The sequence below is a fragment of the Saccharothrix sabaoui genome, assembly GCF_051756985.1.
In the GTDB taxonomy this organism is placed as follows: Bacteria; Actinomycetota; Actinomycetes; order Mycobacteriales; family Pseudonocardiaceae; genus Actinosynnema.
In genome coordinates this window covers 1,999-19,410 of record NZ_JBPKJK010000082.1, presented here as the reverse complement: position 1 = coordinate 19,410, position 17,412 = coordinate 1,999, and the positions used below count along the sequence as shown (strand labels likewise).

Sequence of the window (17,412 nt, the reverse complement as noted above, 5' to 3'; positions counted from 1 at the left end):
CGGTCTCGGGATCGCCGACGCCCCACGCGCACCCGGCGGAGGCGGGGCCGCCGTCGAGGTAGCGGCGCAGGCCGGCGCGCAGCTCGTCGGCGTCGGCGGCGACCACGGCGAGCCTGGTGCGCAGCGGGACGCGGCCCGCGGCGAGGGTGTGGGCGATGTCGCGCAGCGCCGGCCCGGCACCTCCCGGCACCGGTGCCGAGCGCGCGGCGACGAGGGCGGCGAGGTGCGCCGGGGACGCCTCGGGCCCGGCGGTGACCGGCAGCGGCGCGTCGAGGACGTCGTCGCAGCGGCGGGCCAGTTCCCGCAGCATCGGCAGGTCGAAACCCAAGTCGGTCAGCGGCTCCGCCGGGTCGACCCGGTCCGCGGGCACGTCGAGCAGCGCCGCGACCTGCTCCAGCAGCACGGCGAGCACGTGGTCCGCGCCCGGCCGTCGCGGTTCCCGGTCCAGCACCCCGAGCAGGTCTTCGGCACGGCGGCGCAGCGCCTCGTCGTCCCGCGCGGACAGCACGAACAGGCGGGTGGCGGCGACGTCCGGCGCGGCGACCGTCCGGGGCGGTTCCTCCACGACGAGGTGGCCGTTCGCGCCGCCCGCGCCGAACGCGCTCACCCCGGCGCGCAGGACGTCGCCGCCCACCGGCAGCCAGGGGCGCGCGTCCCGCTGCACCGCGAACGGCGAGCCGTCCAGCCGCAGGTGCGGGTTCAGCTCCTCCGCGTGCAGGGAGGGCACGAGGGTGCGGTGCCTCATCTGGAGCAGCACCTTGGTGAGCCCGGCGACGCCGGCCGCCGCCTCCAGGTGGCCGATGTTGGACTTGACCGAGCCGATCGCCACCGAGCCCGCCGGCAGGTCGGCCCCGAACGCGGCGCGCAGCCCGTCGAGTTCGATCGGGTCGCCCAGGGACGTGCCGGTGCCGTGCGCCTCGACGTAGCCGACGGTTCCCGGGTCCACACCCGCGCCGGTCATCGCGCGGCGGATCAGGGAGGTCTGCGCGGTGGGGCTGGGCACGGTGAACCCGCCGGTGTGGCCGGTGTGGTTGAGCGACGTGCCGCGGATGACGCCGTGCACGTGGTCGCCGTCGGCCAGCGCCCGGGACAAGGGCTTGAGCAGCACCACGCCCACGCCCTCGCCCGGCACGTACCCCGCCGCGCCCGCGCCGAAGCTGCGGCACCGACCGTCCGGGGACAGGAACTGGCCCTGGGAGAGCTGGAGGTACTTCTGCGGGTGCACGGAGGTGTTGACCCCGCCCGCGAGGGCCAGGTCGCACTCGCCGCGCCGGATCGCCTGCACGGCCAGGTGCACGGCGGTCAGCGACGACGAGCACGCGGTGTCCACGGACAGGCTGGGGCCGGTCAGGTCGAGCACGTGGGAGACCCGGTTGGCGACGGAGGCGTGCATGGCGACGGGCGCGACCCCGGCGTCCTGGTAGAGCTGGTAGTGGCTCCACGTGACCCCGGCGAACACGCCGACGTCGTGACCGGCCAGCACCCGGCCCGCGTCCTCCACCGCCTGCCAGCAGGTCGTGAGGAACAGGCGCTCCTGCGGGTCCATCCGCTCGGCGTCGCGCCGGGAGATGCCGAAGAACGCGTGGTCGAACCGGTCGACGCCGTCCAGGAAACCGCCCCAGCGGCTGTAGGTCCGGCCGTCGACACCGGGGCGCGGGTCGAAGTGGGCGTCGTGGTCCCAGCGCTCGGCGGGCACCTCGACCACGCTGTCCACGCCGTCGAGCAGGTTGCGCCAGAACGCGTCCAGGTCGGGGGCCTGCGGGTAGCGGCCGGCGAGCCCGATCACCGCGATCGCCCCGTCGTCCGCCGTCTCCCGGACCTCCTCCACGCGGCCCGGACCGGCGGACGGCGACCCGGCGGGGGCCTGCTCGACGGAGGGCGACCCGGCGGGGGCCTGCTCGACGGAGGGCGACCCGGCGGCGGGCTGCTCGGTGAGGGGCTGCCTGGCATGGGGCTGGGCGGCATGGGGCTGCCCGGCATGGGGCTGGGCGGCGGGCGGCGGGACGAGGTCGTCGATCCGCGCCGGGTCGCCGTGGACAACGACCGCGACGCCGTCGGGACCGGTCAGCAGGCGGTCCAGCACGGCCAGGCCGTCGGCAGTGGGCATCGGCGCGGTGCCCTGCACGTCCCACACGCGGCGCAGGGCGGTCTCGGGCAGGCGCATCCCGCCCTCGGCCCACATGGGCCACGCGATCGCCACGCTCGTCCCGGCCCGGTCGGACCGCTCGGCCCGGCGGCGGGCGAAGTCCTCCAGCGCGCCGTTGGCGTAGGCGTAGTCGCTCTGCCCGGTGTTGCCGATGGCGGCCGTGAGCGACGACGCCACCGCGAAGAAGTCGAGGGGCGCGTCGCCGATCGCCTCGTCCAGGTGCACGGCCCCGAGCAGCTTCGGCCCGAGCACGGCGCGCAGGTTGTCGGCGGTCTTGCGGACGAACAGGCCGTCACGGGTCACCCCGGCGAGGTGCAGCACGCCGTCCACCCGGCCGAAGCGGGCACGGGCGGCGGCCACGGCCGACGCGGTGGACGCCGCGTCGGTCAGGTCCGCGCCGACGGGCAGCACCCGCGCGCCGAGCGCGGCGAGGCGGTGGGCGCGTTCCACCAAGCGCGGGTCGTCGGCGTCGCGGCCGACCAGGACCAGGCACGCGCCGGGCCGGCGGGCCAGGTGCTCGGCGACCGGTCCGGCGACACCGCCGGCCGCGCCGGTGACCAGGTAGACGCCGCCGGCGGACCGCACCGCCGGCGCCGCGGGTTCCGGCACCACCGGTTCCGGCACCGCCGGCAGGTGGCGGCGCACGGAGCGCACCGCGCCCCGGTACCGGACCTCGGCCTCCGGCGAGCGGTCCCCCGCCTCGGCCAGCACCAGGGCGGCCAGGACATCGGCCGGCACGTCCTCGACCTCGACCGCGCGGCACCGCACGGACGGCGACTCGGCCGCGATCGTGCGCGCCGCGCCGGCCACCGCCGACCCGAGCGAGCCGTCGTGCACGACGTGCACCGCACCGGCCGCGCCGGTCCGCGCGAGCGCTCCCGCCACGTCCCACAGCGCACCGCCGGCCTCGGCCGGGTCCGGGGCGTCCAGGGCGAGCACGAGCACGGTGGCGGACCGGCCGGTGAGCAGGTCCCCGGCGTCCTGGCCGGTCGCGTCGACCAGCGCGCCGCCGTGGCGGCGGCGGAGGGCTGCGGCCAGCGCCTCGCCCCGCGCACCGGGGACGCGCACCACGACCACGTCGCCGACCGGTGCCGGGACCGGGGCGAGCGGCGTCCACACGGGGCGGTAGACGCGGGTGGTGACCTCGCGAACCGGAGCGGGAGCGGAAGCGGAACCGGGAGCGGGAGCGGGCTCGGCGGTCGCCCCGTGGAAGCCGTGCAGGCCGCCCAGGTGCCCGGCCACGCCCTCGATGTCGGTGAACTCGAACAGCAGCGTCGGGTACAGCGTCGTCCCCGCCGCGCGCTCCAGCTCGCGGCCGAGGTCGAGCAGGGCCACCGAGTCCAGGCCCAGGTCGTAGAAGCCGGCGTCGGCGGGCACGTCCGCAGGCACCCGGCCGAGCACACCGCCGACCAGCTCCCGCAGGTGCGCGCGGTGCGCCCGGACGGCCTCCGGGCCGGGCGGCAGGACCCCGCTGCTCCCCGAAGGCGACTCCACGACGGGCGTCTCCAGGACGGGCGACTCCAGGACAGGCGGTTCGGCGCTCGTCCCGCCGTGCAGCAGCCGGGTGATCAGGCCGGGGAACCTGATCCGCTTGCACGTCAGGCCGCGCACCTCCGCGCACAGCAGGCCGTCCTCGTCGTAGAGGCCGTAGCTGTTGGTGATCACGTCACCGGAGTCGGCCAGCACCTCCACCCCGGCCGCGTACAGCCAGGTCCGCCCGCGCAACGGGCGCGGCGCGCGGAAGCCCTCCACGAACATCGGGATGAACGGGTCCCGGGACACCGCCTCGGTCTGCCCGTAGGCGGCGATCGTGGAGGCGTCCATCTTGGCCGGGTGCAGGTGGAACAGCTCCTCGGACCCGGCGGCGGGGTCCAGGTCCAGTTCGGCGAGCAGGTAGCCGTCGCCCACGTGCAGCGTTCCCCGGCACGTCATGGCGGCCCCGTGCCGGATGTCCTCGGCCCGCGCCCGCGCGTACAGCTCGGCCAGCTCGTAGCGCCGCACCGCGCCGGCCCGCAGCGCCGCCGGGTCGATCCGCCCGTCCGCCTCCCGCTCGTCCAGCAGCAGCCGCGCGGTCAGGTTGGTGTGCCACGGGTTGTCCCCGCCCTCCCACCGGCTCGACACGGACACCGCCCGCACGCCGCCCGCGTCCGGCGCGCCCACCAGCACCCGGATCTCCCTGCCCCGGCCGGGTTCGGTCGCGATCGGCTCGGGGAACAGCACGTCCCGCAGGTCGGCACGGGTGTGCGGCAGGCCGGCGCCGGCGAGCACCCGGTGCACGGCGTCGAGCAGCGTCACGCCGGGCATGACGGACACGCCGTGCACCCGGTGGTTGTCCATCACGAAGTCGTCGTGGGCCAACTGGATGCGGCAGTCGATGGCGCCGTCGTGCATCACGGGGTCCTTTCGCCTTGCTCGCCGGTGCTGTGCTCACTCGTGAAGCGCAGGGTCGCCAGGGACGTCACCAGCCGGGGCGGTGACGGCGGTGGTGACACCGGCTGCGGTGACACCGGCTGCGGTGACACCGGCTGCGGTGACACCGGTGGAGGTGGTGGCGTGCGGTCGATCCAGTGCCTGCTCCGCCGGAACCCCGGTGGCGGCAGGGGTGCCCGCCGGGGCGTGTGCGGGGGCGGGTTGGAGACGATGGCGTGGGCGTTGGTGCCGCCGAGGCCGAAGGCGCTGACCCCGGCCACCCTGCGCCCGCCCTCCCACGGCGCGGTCGCGGTCGCCGGGCGGAACGGCGAGGAGGCGAAGTCGAACCTGGGGTTGGGCCGCTCGCAGTGCAGCGTGGCGGGCACCACGGCCCGTTCGACCGCGAGCGCGGCCTTCACCAGCCCGGCGATCCCGGCCGCGCTCAGCAGGTGCCCGATGCCGGACTTGACGCTGCCGACCGCGCAGAACCCGGTGCGGTCGGTGTCGGCGCGGAACGCGTCGGTCAGCGCGCGCAGCTCGATCGGGTCGCCGATGCGCGTGGCCGTGCCGTGCGCCTCCACCAGGCCCACGTCCCGCGCGGACACCCCGGCGAGGTCCAGCGCCCGGCGCACCACCGCCGCCTGGGCGGTCGGGTTGGGCGTGGTGAGCCCCATGGTCCGGCCGTCGTTGTTGACGGCCACCGCGTCGATCACCGCGCGCACGCGGTCACCGTCGCGCAGCGCCGCCGCCAGCGGCTTGAGCAGCAGCACCCCGCACCCCTCGCCGGGCACGAAACCGTCGGCGCGCTCGTCGAAGGTGCGGCACCGCCCGCTGGGCGACAGCGCCCGCGCGGCGGTGAACTCCACGTAGGGCTCCTCGTCCAGCAGCACGTCGACCGCGCCGGCCAGCGCCAGCTCCGACTCCCCCGCCAGCAGGCTGCGCACGGCGAGCTGCACCGCGACGAGCGCCGACGAGCAGGCGCTGTCCACCACCAGGTTCGGCCCGTGCAGGTCGAGGTGGTGCGCCAGGTGCGCGGCGATGAAGTTCTGGTCGCCCGAGGGCCCGCCCGCGCCCGTGCGCCTGCGGTAGTTCGACATCCGCGCGCCGACGAACACCCCGACGTCCCGGCCGCGCACCTCGTCGTCGTGGTAGCCGCCGTCGCGCAGCGCGGTCACGGCGTTCTCCAGCAGCAGCCGGATCGCCGGGTCGAGCGCGTCGGCCGAGGCGTCGTCCAGGCCGAAGTAGGCGGCGTCGAACCGGTCGATCCCGTCGACGAACCCGCCCCACCGGCTGATGCTGCTGCCGGGCGCGTGGTCGGTGCGGTGCAGCCCGTCGACGTCCCACCGGTCGGCGGGCACCTCGGTGATCGCGTCCACGCCGTCGACCAGGTTGCGCCAGAACGAGTCCACGTCCGGTGCGCCGGGGAAGGCGCACGCCATGCCGATGACCGCGATGCGGTCGTCCACGACCCGTGCCGGGGCTCCGGCGGCGGGCGCGGGCCCCGGCGCCGGGGGCAGGGGCGTGCCGAGGACGGCGGCGAGCCGGTCGACGGTCGGGTGCTCCAGCACCAGCGAGGGGTCCACCGGCCGGCCGAGCCGGGCCTCCAGGCGCACGACCAGCTCGGCCAGCAGCACCGACTCCAGGCCGAGGTCGGCGAAGGGCGTGGCCGGGTCGATCGCGGACGCGTCCGCGCCCAGCGTCTCGGCCACGACCCGCGTCAGCCAGTCGTGGTCGCCGCCGGGGACGGCCGCGCGCGGGGTGGTCGCGGGGCGGTGCCGCAGCGCGGACACCGGGTCGAACCCGCCGGGGGCGGCGGGCGCGGGCAGCAGCACCGGCCGGGCGGTGGCGACCGCGCGGTCCAGGCAGCGGAGCGCCTCGTCGTCACCGAGGGCGCGCAGGCCGACGGCGGCGCAGGCGGCCTCGCCGGACGCGCCCGAGCCGCTGTCCCGCCACACCGGCCACTGCACCGAGGTGAGGCCGCGCACGCGGGCGACGGCGTCGAGGACCGCGTTGGCCGCCGCGTACCCGGCCACACCCGCGCCGAGCGCGGGCAGGGCGGCCGAGACGGACGAGAACAGCACCGTGTACGCGGGCCGGTCGGGCGCGCAGGCGTCGAGCAGGTCGGTCAGCCCGTCCACCTTGGCGGCGAAGGCCCGGTCGAGGTCCGCCGGGTCCTGCCGGCCCAGGGGCGCGGGCGGGCCGCCGGCGTCCCCGGCGCAGTGCACGACGCCGCCGATGGGCCCGAGTTCGGCTCGCACCGCCGCGACCACCGAGGCGGCGTCGGCCAGTTCACCGGACCACAGCCGCACGGTCGCGCCCGCCGCCTCCATCCCGGTGACGGCCGCGGCGATCCGGGCGTCGCGGGCGGGCAGGCCCGGCGCGTTCCAGCGCTCGCGGTCGGCGACCGGGCGGCGGCCGAGCAGCACGACGCGCCGCGCGCCGCGGCGCACCAGGTGCCGCGCCACCGCGATGCCCAGCCCGCCCGTGCCGCCGACGACCAGGTGCACCCGGTCGGGGTCGGGCACGACCGGGTCACCGGTGTCGGTGACGGGGGTCAGCGCGGGCAGGTGCCTGGTGCCGTTGCGCGCGCAGACCTCGCCCGGGGCGTCGGTGACGACCCACTCGGCGGGCACGTCGCGTTCCGGCGCGTCGGTGTCGAGGGTGGTGGCGAGCACCGCCGGGTGTTCGGCGGTCAGCACCCGGGCGAATCCGGCGACCTCCGCGCCGGCCGCGGTCGGCACCGGTCCGGGCAGGTCGGCGAGGCCCGAGGTCACGTGCAGCACCCGCAGGGCGCCGGTCCGCGACCGCAGCAACGCCTGGAGCAGCGCCACGCGGGCGTGCCTCGGGACCGGCGCGGGGTCGAGGTCGCACAGGTCCAGCACCCCCGCGGCGGCCGGGGCGACGCCGGTGGCGTCCAGACCGGTGGCGTCGGGACCGGTGACGTCGGGACCGGTGACGTCCACGAGGGTCGCGCCGCCGATACCGGCGGCCACGCGCCGCGCGAGGTCCGCGGTGGCCGGGGTGTGCAGGCACAGCACGGTCCCGACGACCGGCGCGGTCGGGGCGACGGCGACGGCCGCCACCCAGGTCCGCTCGTACAGGGGCACCTCGACCGAGGGCGCTCCGGCCGCAGGCGCTCCGGTCACGGGCACTCCGGTCACGGGCACTCCGGTCGAGAGCCCATCGGCCGAGCGCGCATCAGCCGGGCGCACCTCGGCCGAGAACGGCGCAGCCGGGCGCACGTCGGCCGAGAACGGCGCAGCCGGGCGCACGTCGGCCGGGAACGGCGCGGCGGGTCGTGCGGCGACCGGCTCCGCTCGCTCAGGGCGCTCCGCGCGCTCCGAGCGCTCCGGCAGGCGGCACGGGACGCGGTCGAAGACCGTGCCCGGCAGCGCCACCGGGCGGTGGCCCCCGTCGTCCAGCAGGGCGAAGTCCGCGTCCTCACCGGCCGCCCACCGGGCGGCCAGCTCGTCCGCCGGCAGGGCGCGCGGGTCGAGTTCCGGGGTCGTGGCGCGTTCGTCGGCCCGCGCCACCCGGCCCCGGTGCACGGCGGTCGGGTCACCCGCGAGGAACCGCGTCAAGCGCTCGCCCGCCTCGGCCCGGGACGACGCGGCGAACGCCAGCCGCTCCACGCCGTGCTCGCGCCCGACCTGGAGGGTGAAGGCGATGTCGGCGAGGTCGTCGGCGGCGGTCAGGCCGAGCAGGTACGCGCCCGCGTCGCGCGCCGAGGCCAGGCCCGGCGGCAGCTCGCCGCGCGCGATCCGCTCCAGCTCGGCCCGGAGCGCGGCCGGGTCGGCGGCGGGGGTCGCGAGGAGGTGGTCGGCCAGCCGGCGGGCCTGTTCGGCGAGGCCGGTGGCGGTGCGCGCGGACAGCACGACCACGGCGGGCCGCGCGGGTCGCGGCGACCGGGGCGCGGCGACGAACTCCTCCACGACCACGTGCGCGTTCGACCCGCCCGCGCCGAAGGCGCTGATGCCCGCGCGGCGGGGGCCGGACCGGGGCGCGGGCCACGGCGCGGCCTCGCGCTGCACCGCGAGCGGGCTCGCCGCCCAGTCGACCTCGGGGTTGAGGCGCTCGGCGTGCAGCGACGGCACGAGGGTGCGGTGCCGCAGCTGGAGCAGCACCTTGGTCAGGCCGGCGATCCCGGCGGCGGCCTCCAGGTGGCCGATGTTGGACTTCACCGACCCCACCGGGACGGAACCGGGCGCGAGCCCGTCGCCCAGCGCGCGGCCCAGCCCGGCGATCTCGATCGGGTCGCCCAGCGACGTGCCGGTGCCGTGCGCCTCCACGTAGCCGACGGTGTCCGGGGCGATGCCCGCCTCGCGCAGCGCCGACGCCACCACCTCGCCCTGCGCCACCGGGTTGGGCACGGTGTAGCCGGAGGTGTGGCCGCCGTGGTTCACCGCCGTCGCCCGGATCACGCCGTGCACCCGGTCGCCGTCGCGCACCGCGTGCGCGAGCGGCTTGAGCAGCACCGCGCCCACGCCCTCGCCGGGCACGAACCCGTCGCCCTCGGCGGAGAACGCGCGGCACCGCCCGCTGTCGGCGGTCATCCGCATGGCCCGCTGCTGGACGAACTTGTTGGGGTGCAGGGACAGGTTGACGCCACCGGCGACGGCCACCTCGCACTCGCCCCGGCGCAGGCTGTGCACGGCCAGGTGCAGGGCGGTCAGCGACGCCGAGCACATCGTGTCGACGGTCATGCTCGGCCCGGACAGGTCGAACGCGTAGGACACCCGGTTGGCGATGCCGCCCGGCGTGGACCCGGTGTAGGCGGGGTCGCCATCGGCGGAGCGCTCCACGCCCAGGAACGGGTACTCGTTGTGCATCGCGCCCACGAACACCCCGACCCGGCCGCGGTGCCGGTCGCGCAGCCTGCGCGCGGAGTAGCCCGCGTCGTCCAGGGTGAGCCTGGCGACCTCCAGGAACAGGCGTTCCTGCGGGTCGATCAGCGCGGCCTCGCGGGGCGCGATGCCGAACAGCAGCGGGTCGAAGTGGTCCACGTCGGACAGGAAGCCGCCGTGCACGGACCCGGCGGGCCAGTCGGGGCGCGCCCGGTCGGCGGGCAGCGGGGTGACGCGGTCGCGCCCGGCGACCAGGTCGGCCCAGAACGCGTCGAGGTCGTCGGCGCCCGGGTAGCGGCCGGCCAGGCCGATCACGGCGATCGCGCCCGCGTCCGGGAACGCCTCCGGGGACGGCTCCGGGAACGGCTCGGGGGACGGCACGGGTGCGGGTTCCGGCTGCCGGGCGGTCACCCGCGCGCCGGTCCCGGTCAGCCGGGCCGCGACCCCGGCGAGGTCGCGGTGCTCGAAGAACAGCGTGGCCGACGCCGGCCCGAAGCGCTCGCGGACGAACACGGTCATCCGCACCGCCGCGGCCGAGGTCAACCCCAGGTCCGCCAGGGGCGTGCGCGGTCCCACCCGCTCGGGCGGCAACCCGGTGACGTCGGCGAAGGCGGCGCACAGCTCGCGCTCGACGTCGGAGAGGTCCGGGGCGGACGCGGCCGGCAGGCCGCTCCGCGCTCCGACCGCCTCCCCCGGGCCGAACCTGCGGGTGGGCAGCGGGACGTGCCGCGCCGGAACCGTCCACAGGGGACGCCAGTCGACGTCCTCGCCCGCGGCCCAGCGGCGTGCCCGCTCGTCGCGCACCGCGACCGCTCCCCCGGCGGCGACCGCGTCGAGGTCGGCGATCAGCGCGGCGAGGTCGCCGGCGTCGAACGCGGCCCGCACCGGGCGCGCGGCCCGACCGCACTGCGTGGTCCAGGCGACGTCCGCCGGCCGGGGCCGCGCGTCCGCGAGGTGGTCGCGCAGGGCGGCGGCCGAGGACCGCAGCGCGGGCGCGTCGTCGGCCGACAGCAGCACGACGGCGGGACCGGCGGGTTCCGGGCGCGGCGGGACCGGGTCGGGGGCGCGCAGCACGACGTGGGCGTGCGAACCGGTGGCGCCGATCGCCGTGACCAGCGCGCGGCGCGGCCCGCCGGTCCACGGCTCGACGGCGGTGCACGGCCGGACCGGGAGGCCGGTCCAGTCGACCAGCGGGCTGGGCTCGTCCGCGAGCAGGGTCGGCGCGAGTTCGCCGTGCCGCAGTTGCAGCAGCACCTTGGTGAGCTGCGCCAGGCCGGCGGCGGCCTCCAAGTGGCCGGTGTTGGGTTTGACGGTGCCGACGGGCACGGGGTCGCGGCGGTCGGCCAGCAGCGCGCTCAGCGCCTCGACCTCCGCCGCGTCGGCGATCGTCGCGCCGGCCGCCGCGCACTCGACGTAGCCGAGGTCCTCGGGACCGACGCCCGCCGCCTCCAGCGCGGCCGACGCCGAGGCGCGCAACGCCTCCGCGTCGGGCGCGCCGAACCGGCCGCCGCCCGCGTGGCCGAGGGCGCTGCCCTCGACGAGCGCGTGCACGGTGTCGTCCGCCGCGTCGGCGGCGCGGCGCAGCAGCAGCACCCCGGCGCCCTCGCCGGGCGACCAGCCGGGGCCGGCCGCGTCGAACGCGCCCGTGGAGCCCTCTTCGGCGACCAGGCCGAGGTCGGACAGCAGCGCGGCGTGGTAGCCGTGGCCGATCAGGTTCACCCCGGCCACCAGGGCCGCGTCGCACTCCCCCGCCCGCAGCGCGGTCGCGGCGAGGTGCACGGCGGTGAGCGCGGAGGAGCAGGCCGTGTCCACGGCCACGCTCGGGCCGGTGAACCCGAACGCGTGCGAGACGCGGTTCGGCAGGTCGGCGGCCAGGGCGGACAGCACCGCCCGGTCGCCCGCGCGCCACCGGTCCGCGCCGACCTGCTGGTGGTCGTGCCACATGGCGGCGGTGAACACGCCCACCCGGGAGGGCAGCGACGCGGGGGTGTGCCCGGCGTGCTCCAGGCACTGCCAGGCGGTGTGCAGCAGCAGGCGCAGCTGCGGGTCCACCGCGTCGCCGTCGACGGACGGGAACAGCGCGGCGTCGACCGGTTCGACGCCCGGCAGGTAGCCGCCGGGCACGGTGCCGAGCACGTCCCGGCGCGCGGCGGGCGGCGGGGCCACGGCGGTCGCGCCGGACCGCAGCAGCCGCCAGAGGCCGTCCACGTCATCGGCTCCCGGGTAGCGGCCCGCGACACCGATCACGGCGACCTCCGCCGGGACCGCGCGCGGCGCGGGGAGCCTGCCGGCGGCGGCCGTCGCGCGCCCGGCCGGTCCGCCGAGGAAGGCGTGCAGCAGCACGTCGTCCTCGGCGAGGCCGAACTCGCCGCGCACCCGGTCGAAGGCGAGGTCGCCGATCGGGCACAGGCCGAGGCCCGCGTCCGCCTGGCCCAGCATGAGGAGCTGGCCGAGGTAGCCGGCCTCCAGCGACAGGTAGTGCCGCGCGTCCTCGCCGTACAGCGGGGCCACCGACCGCGTGCTGCCGACGAGGTACAGCTCGAAGGCCGCCCGGTCGTGCACGGGCCGGTTGTAGACGAAGTGGACGGACCGGTCGATGGCCGGTTCGGCGGTGACGAGCACGAGGGCGTGCTCGTGCGGGTGGTGGTAGTACAGGCCGGGTTCCGCGCCCGTGACCGCGCCGGACCGCAGCCGCACGTAGACCTGCACGCCGTAGGTGTCGCCCGCGGAGGGGTAGAGCCTGCGGGCGCGGCCGTCGACCTCCGCCTCGCGCAGCAGGGCGAGCAGCGCGCCGAGTTCGGCGACGTCCACCGGCCGGTCGTCGAACTCGCGGGTGCTGGCCCGGCGGCGCACCTCCGCGGCGGTCGGCACGGGCCCCGGCAGCGCGACGCGGCGGGCGTCCGCGCCGAACCGCCGGGTGCCCCACCCGGCGGCCTTGAACGCGGCCCGCTCCTCGGCGGAGAAGAAGTCGACCACCGCCGGCGGGCCGGACTGCGCGGGGTGCTCGGGGTGCGCCGGGTGCGCCGGGTGCGCGGGTGGATCGGCGGGGCGGTCCGCCACCGCCCCGCCGGGTTCGGGGAGACCGCCGGTCAGCTCGGCCACGTGGGCGGCGATGGCGGTCACGGTCGGGTCGTCGAGCAGCACCGCGACCGGGATGCGGCAGCCGTGCGAGCGCTGGAGCGCGCCGGAGACCTGCATCATGGTGAACGAGGTCGCGCCCTGGTCCCAGAGGTCGGTGTCCGGGTCGATCTCGGCCACGCCCAGCAGCGAGGACAGGATGCCGCGCAACTCCTCGGCGATGGTGGACGCGGACGCAGCCGCCACGGCGGGCCCAGCAGGCGCAGCGGACGCAGAAGGCACGGCAGACGCAGCAGGCACGGCAGGCGCAGCAGGCACAGCAGCGGCGGCAGGCACGGCTGTGGCCGGCGCAGCGGCAGCAGGCACAGCTGCGGCCGGCACGGCTGCGGCTGGCGCAGCGAGCGCGGCTGCGGCAGGCACGGCGGCCGGCGCAGCGAGCGCGGCAGTGCCCAGCGCGGCGGCGGCAGGTGCGGCGGGTGCGGCAGCAGCGGGTGCGGCGGCAGCGGGCACAGCCGGGGTGGCGGGCACCGGCCAGGGCAGGGCGTCCCGGTCCAGCTTGCCGTTGGCGGTGGCCGGGAACACGGCCAGCGGCACCACCGCGTTGGGCAGCATGTAGTCGGGCAGCGTGCGGGCGGCGTGCGCGCGCAGCTCGGCGGTCGTCACCGGGCCGCCGGTGGGCACGACGTAGGCCACCAGCCTGCGGTCGCCGCCGGGGTCGGTGCGCGCGAGCACCACGACGTCCTGCACGCCGGGGTGGCCGCGCAGCGCGTGCTCCACCTCGCCCAGCTCGACCCGGAACCCGCGGACCTTGACCTGGCCGTCGGCCCGGCCGAGGAACACCATCACGCCGTCCGGCCGGTACAGCGCCCGGTCGCCGGTGCGGTAGAGCCTGCCGCCGGGTTCGGGCGAGAACGGGTCGGCCACGAACCGGGAGGCGGTCAGGGACGGCATCCCGAGGTAGCCGACCGCCAGGCACTCGCCCGCGATGTAGAGGTCGCCCTCGACGTCGACCGGGCACGGGCGCAACCGCTCGTCCAGCACGTAGTAGCGCGCGTTGTCGATCGGCCGGCCGTACGGGATGCTGCGCCACTCGGGGTCCACCCGGTCGACGCGGTGGAAGTTGGACCAGACCGTGGCCTCGGTCGCGCCGCCGAGGCTGACGACCTCCGCGCCGCGGAACACCCGGCGCAGCTCGTCGGGCAGGCTCAGCGGGGTGTAGTCGCCGCTGAGGAACACCAGCCGCAGCGAGTCGGTGCCGGGGTCGCCGCCGCGCAGGTCCGCCAGCAGCGGCATCACCTGGGCCAGGGTGGTCGGCGCGGAGTTCCAGAAGGTGATCGGCTCGGTGCGCAGCAGGTCCAGCAGCACGACCGGGTCGCGCAGCTGCTTCTCGTCGGCGACGTAGACCGACGCGCCGCACCCCAGCAGACCGAACAGGTCGAACACGGACAGGTCGAACCCCAGCGAGGTCACCATCAGGCCGGTGTCGGCCGGGCCGAACGCGAAGGTGCGCCCGCACCAGTTCAGCAGGTTCAGCAGGGCCCGGTGGTCGACCGCGACGCCCTTGGGGGTGCCGGTGCTGCCGGAGGTGAAGATGACGTACGCGAGGTCGTGCTGGTCGGTGACCGGCGTCGGCGGGTGGTCGGCCGGCGCGGTGTCGGCCACGTCCAGCAGGCCGGTGCCGGCGGGCGCCTCCCAGCGCGGGCCGGTGGTCCCGAGCACGACCTCGACGCCGCTGGAGCGCAGCATCGACGCGGCCCGCGCGGCGGGCAGGGCCGGGTCCACGGGCACGTAGCAGCCGCCCGCCTTGAGCACGCCGAGCACGGCGGCGACCAGGTCGGGTCCCCGGGACAGCGACACCGCGACCGCCGTGCCCCGGCGCACGCCCTTCGCCCGCAGGGCGTGCGCGATCCCGTTGGCGCGGCGGTCCAGCTCGCGGTAGGTGGTGGTGCCGGTGCGGTGGCGCACGGCGACGGCGTCCGGGGTGCGGCGGGCCTGGTCCTCGACCAGCACGTGCGCGGGCCGGTCGACGGGGAACGGCGCGGCCGTGTCGTTCCAGGCGTCCAGGTCGGGCGCGGCGGGGCCCGTCACGCCCTCGGCGCGGGCGTCCCAGCCGGTGCCCTCCGCGAGCGCGGCCAGCAGCGCGGTGAACCGCTCGAACGCGGCCTCGACCGCGCCGGGCGCGAAGTCGTCGGGCACGGCGTCCCACCAGCAGGACAGGACGTCGCCCTCGGCCATCGGGATGCAGTCCAGCGACACGTCGGGCGTCGCGGTGCGCCACGGGGCGGTGCGCGTGCCGGGCGGGAGCGCCGCGTCGCCCATCTCCAGCAGGCCGGTCCACACGACCGGGAAGCCGGAGCCGGTGGTGTCGCGCTGCCGCAGCACCTTGCGGCGCAGTTCGCCCAGGCCGCCGACGGCCGACGCGGCCAGGTCGGCGGCGAGCAGGGCGTGGTTGTCGGCGGCGCGCTCGGCCACCGTCCGCCCCGCCGGGCCGCGGGCGAGCCAGCTCAGCACGGTGTGCTCGCCGGGCCGCAGCGCCTCGGTCCCCGCGGTCCAGCGCACCACGGGCACGGCGAAGTCGCGGTCGACGCCCGGTTCCAGGGCGGTCAGCAGCGCGGCGACCAGCACGGCGTCCGGGTGCAGGCCGCGCGCGTCGATCTCGGCGCGCAGCGCCGCCCACCCGGTGAGCCGGGACGACAGCCGGGTGCGCCGCCGCCCGGCGGCGGGGGTCACCGGGGGTCCGGCGGGCAGGTCGGCGAGGCGGTCCCGCCAGTGCGCGGACGCGGCGGCGACCTCCGCCGGGGACGGTGTCGGCGGCACGTGGTCGGCGGGCTCGGGCAGGTACCGGGCGTCCGCGCCGGCCGTGCGGGCGACCAGTTCGCGCAGCACCAGGTGGATGCTGCGGCCGTCGAGGACGATCAGGTCCACCGCGGCGTGCAGGGTGGCGGAGCCGTCGGGGCGGCGCACAACGCGCAGCTCGCACTGCGGCCAGCGGCCCAGCGGGAACGCGGCGCCGACCATGTCGGCGGCGGTGCGCTCGGCGAACGCGTCGGCGTCCTCGTCGGCGGGCAGGTCGACCACGGCGACGTGCGCCCGACCGGGCCCCTGCGGCAGCACGACCAGGTCGCCCTCGTGGGAGGCGCAGGAGCGCAGCGCGTCGTGCCGGTCGACGAGCCTGGTCCACTCGCGGGCCAGCGCGTCGACGTCCAGGTGGTCGAACTCGAAGCCGTGGTGGACCTGGCAGCCGTCGTCGTCGGTGCGCTCGGCGACGCGCGCCACCCAGTACGCCTGCTGCAACTCGTTGAGCGGGCGGCGGACCGGGGCGGCGTCGGGCGTGGCCAGCACGTCCAGCGCGGTGGCGAAGCGGGCGGACAGCACCTCGGGGTCGCCGGTGGCGAACCGGTCCGCGGCCACGTCCCAGCGCCACGCCAGACCGCCGCGCCAGGACCACACCTGGCAGTCGAGGGCCACGCCCGACGTGCGGCTGGAACCGTGCACCACCGCGTCGGCGAAACCGCCGTCCTCGCCCTCGTGCGCGGCGTCCAGCAGGCTGGTGAAGACCACCGGCAGGTCGGGGGCGGGTCCGCGCCCGCGCAGCGCCCGCAGGGCGGTGACGCCCGAGGTGCCGATGTGGTCGAGGTCGCGCCACAGCAGGTCGTGCACCTCGCGGGCGGCGTCGTCGAACGGCCGGGCCGTCGTGGCCGGCGCGGCGAACACCGCGGTCGAGGTGAAGGCGCCGACCACGCGGTCGGCGGTGGCGGGCAGGCGGGTGCGGTCGCTGGTGGTGAGCACGACCGCGCAGGGCTCGGGCGGGCCCGGCCGGGCCAGCGACTCGGTGAACGCGGTCAGCAGCAGGGCGGTCGGCGAGACGCCGAGCCGGTCGGCGCGGGCGCGCAGGGCCGCCCACCGCCCCGGGTCGAGTTCGCCGCCGAACTGCGCGCGCCGCCCCGACGACCCGGCCGCGGGCCGGAGCCGCACCGGGGCGGGCGGCAGCGGGTCGAGCCGGGCGGTCCAGTGGGCCAGGTCGGCCTCGCGGGCGGCCGGGTCGCGTTCGGCGGCGAGGAGCAGGGCGCAGTCGCGCAGCGACAGGGGCGCGGTGGGCGGCACGTGCGCCGGGTCGGTGTAGAGGCGGTGCCAGTCGGCGAGCAGCACGGCCAGGCCGCGGCCGTCGACCGCGAGGCCGTCGAGGGCGAGGTGCACCACGGCGGTGTCGTCGGCGTCGAGGGAGATCTCCACCGCCGCGAGGGGTTCGCCGAACCCCGGGACGCCCCGCTCCAGGCGGTCGCGCACCGCGCGCACGTGGGCGGCGAAGGCGTCCGGGGTCGCGTCGCGCCGGTCGTGCACCGGCACGGGGGGCGCGGCGAGGTCGGGCAGGACCCGTTGGGTCCCGGTCTCGGAGACGACCAGCCGCAGCGCGTCGTGGTGCGCGACGAGCCGGTGCCACGCGGCGACCAGCCGGTCGCAGTCGGCGTCGGGGACGGTGAACTCGCGGTGGACGCGGCAGCCGACCGGGTCGTCGGTCAGCTCCGGGTCGCGGCCGACGACGTACGCCTGCTGGAGGGGGCTGAGGGGGAACGGGTCCGCGGCGTCGCCGGCGGGGGCCGTCGCCGGGGCGGTCGCGGCGCCACCGTCGGCGCGGTCCGCGAGTGCCCGGTCCGCGAGCACCCGGTCGGCCGGCGCCCGGCCTTCCGGCGCCCGGCCTTCCAGCGCCCGGTCCACCAGGGCGGTGGAGTCGGCGCCGGCCAACCACTGCACCGGCACGTCGACGCCGAGCCGGCGACGCAGTTCGAGCACCACGCGGGTGGCCGCGATGGAATCGAGCCCGCATTCCCGGAGGGTTCTCCCGGGAATCGGGTCGGCGGCGGGGAGCACTTCGGCGAGAATTGCCGAGACAACCGAAAGGACATTCTCGCGGTTTGCCGCAAGCGTCGATTCCAC

2 protein-coding genes (1 of these 2 only partly in view) are annotated in these 17,412 nt (G+C 77.7%); both read right to left on the bottom strand.

Annotation, left to right across the window (positions count from 1 at the left end; genetic code table 11):
• Nucleotides 1–4,537 carry the beginning of an SDR family NAD(P)-dependent oxidoreductase gene (locus ACR807_RS24195; protein ID WP_438923686.1) on the bottom strand. The gene continues 16,451 nt to the left of window position 1, outside the view, so 4,537 of the gene's 20,988 nt are visible here — the first part of the coding sequence; it begins with the start codon at nt 4,535–4,537; the stop codon falls past the left edge of the window.
• Nucleotides 4,537–17,412 carry a non-ribosomal peptide synthetase gene (locus ACR807_RS24190; protein ID WP_438923685.1) on the bottom strand — a complete coding sequence of 4,292 codons (12,876 nt, stop codon included), beginning with the start codon at nt 17,410–17,412 and terminating at the stop codon, nt 4,537–4,539. Before ACR807_RS24190 ends, ACR807_RS24195 begins: the two co-directional genes overlap by 1 nt.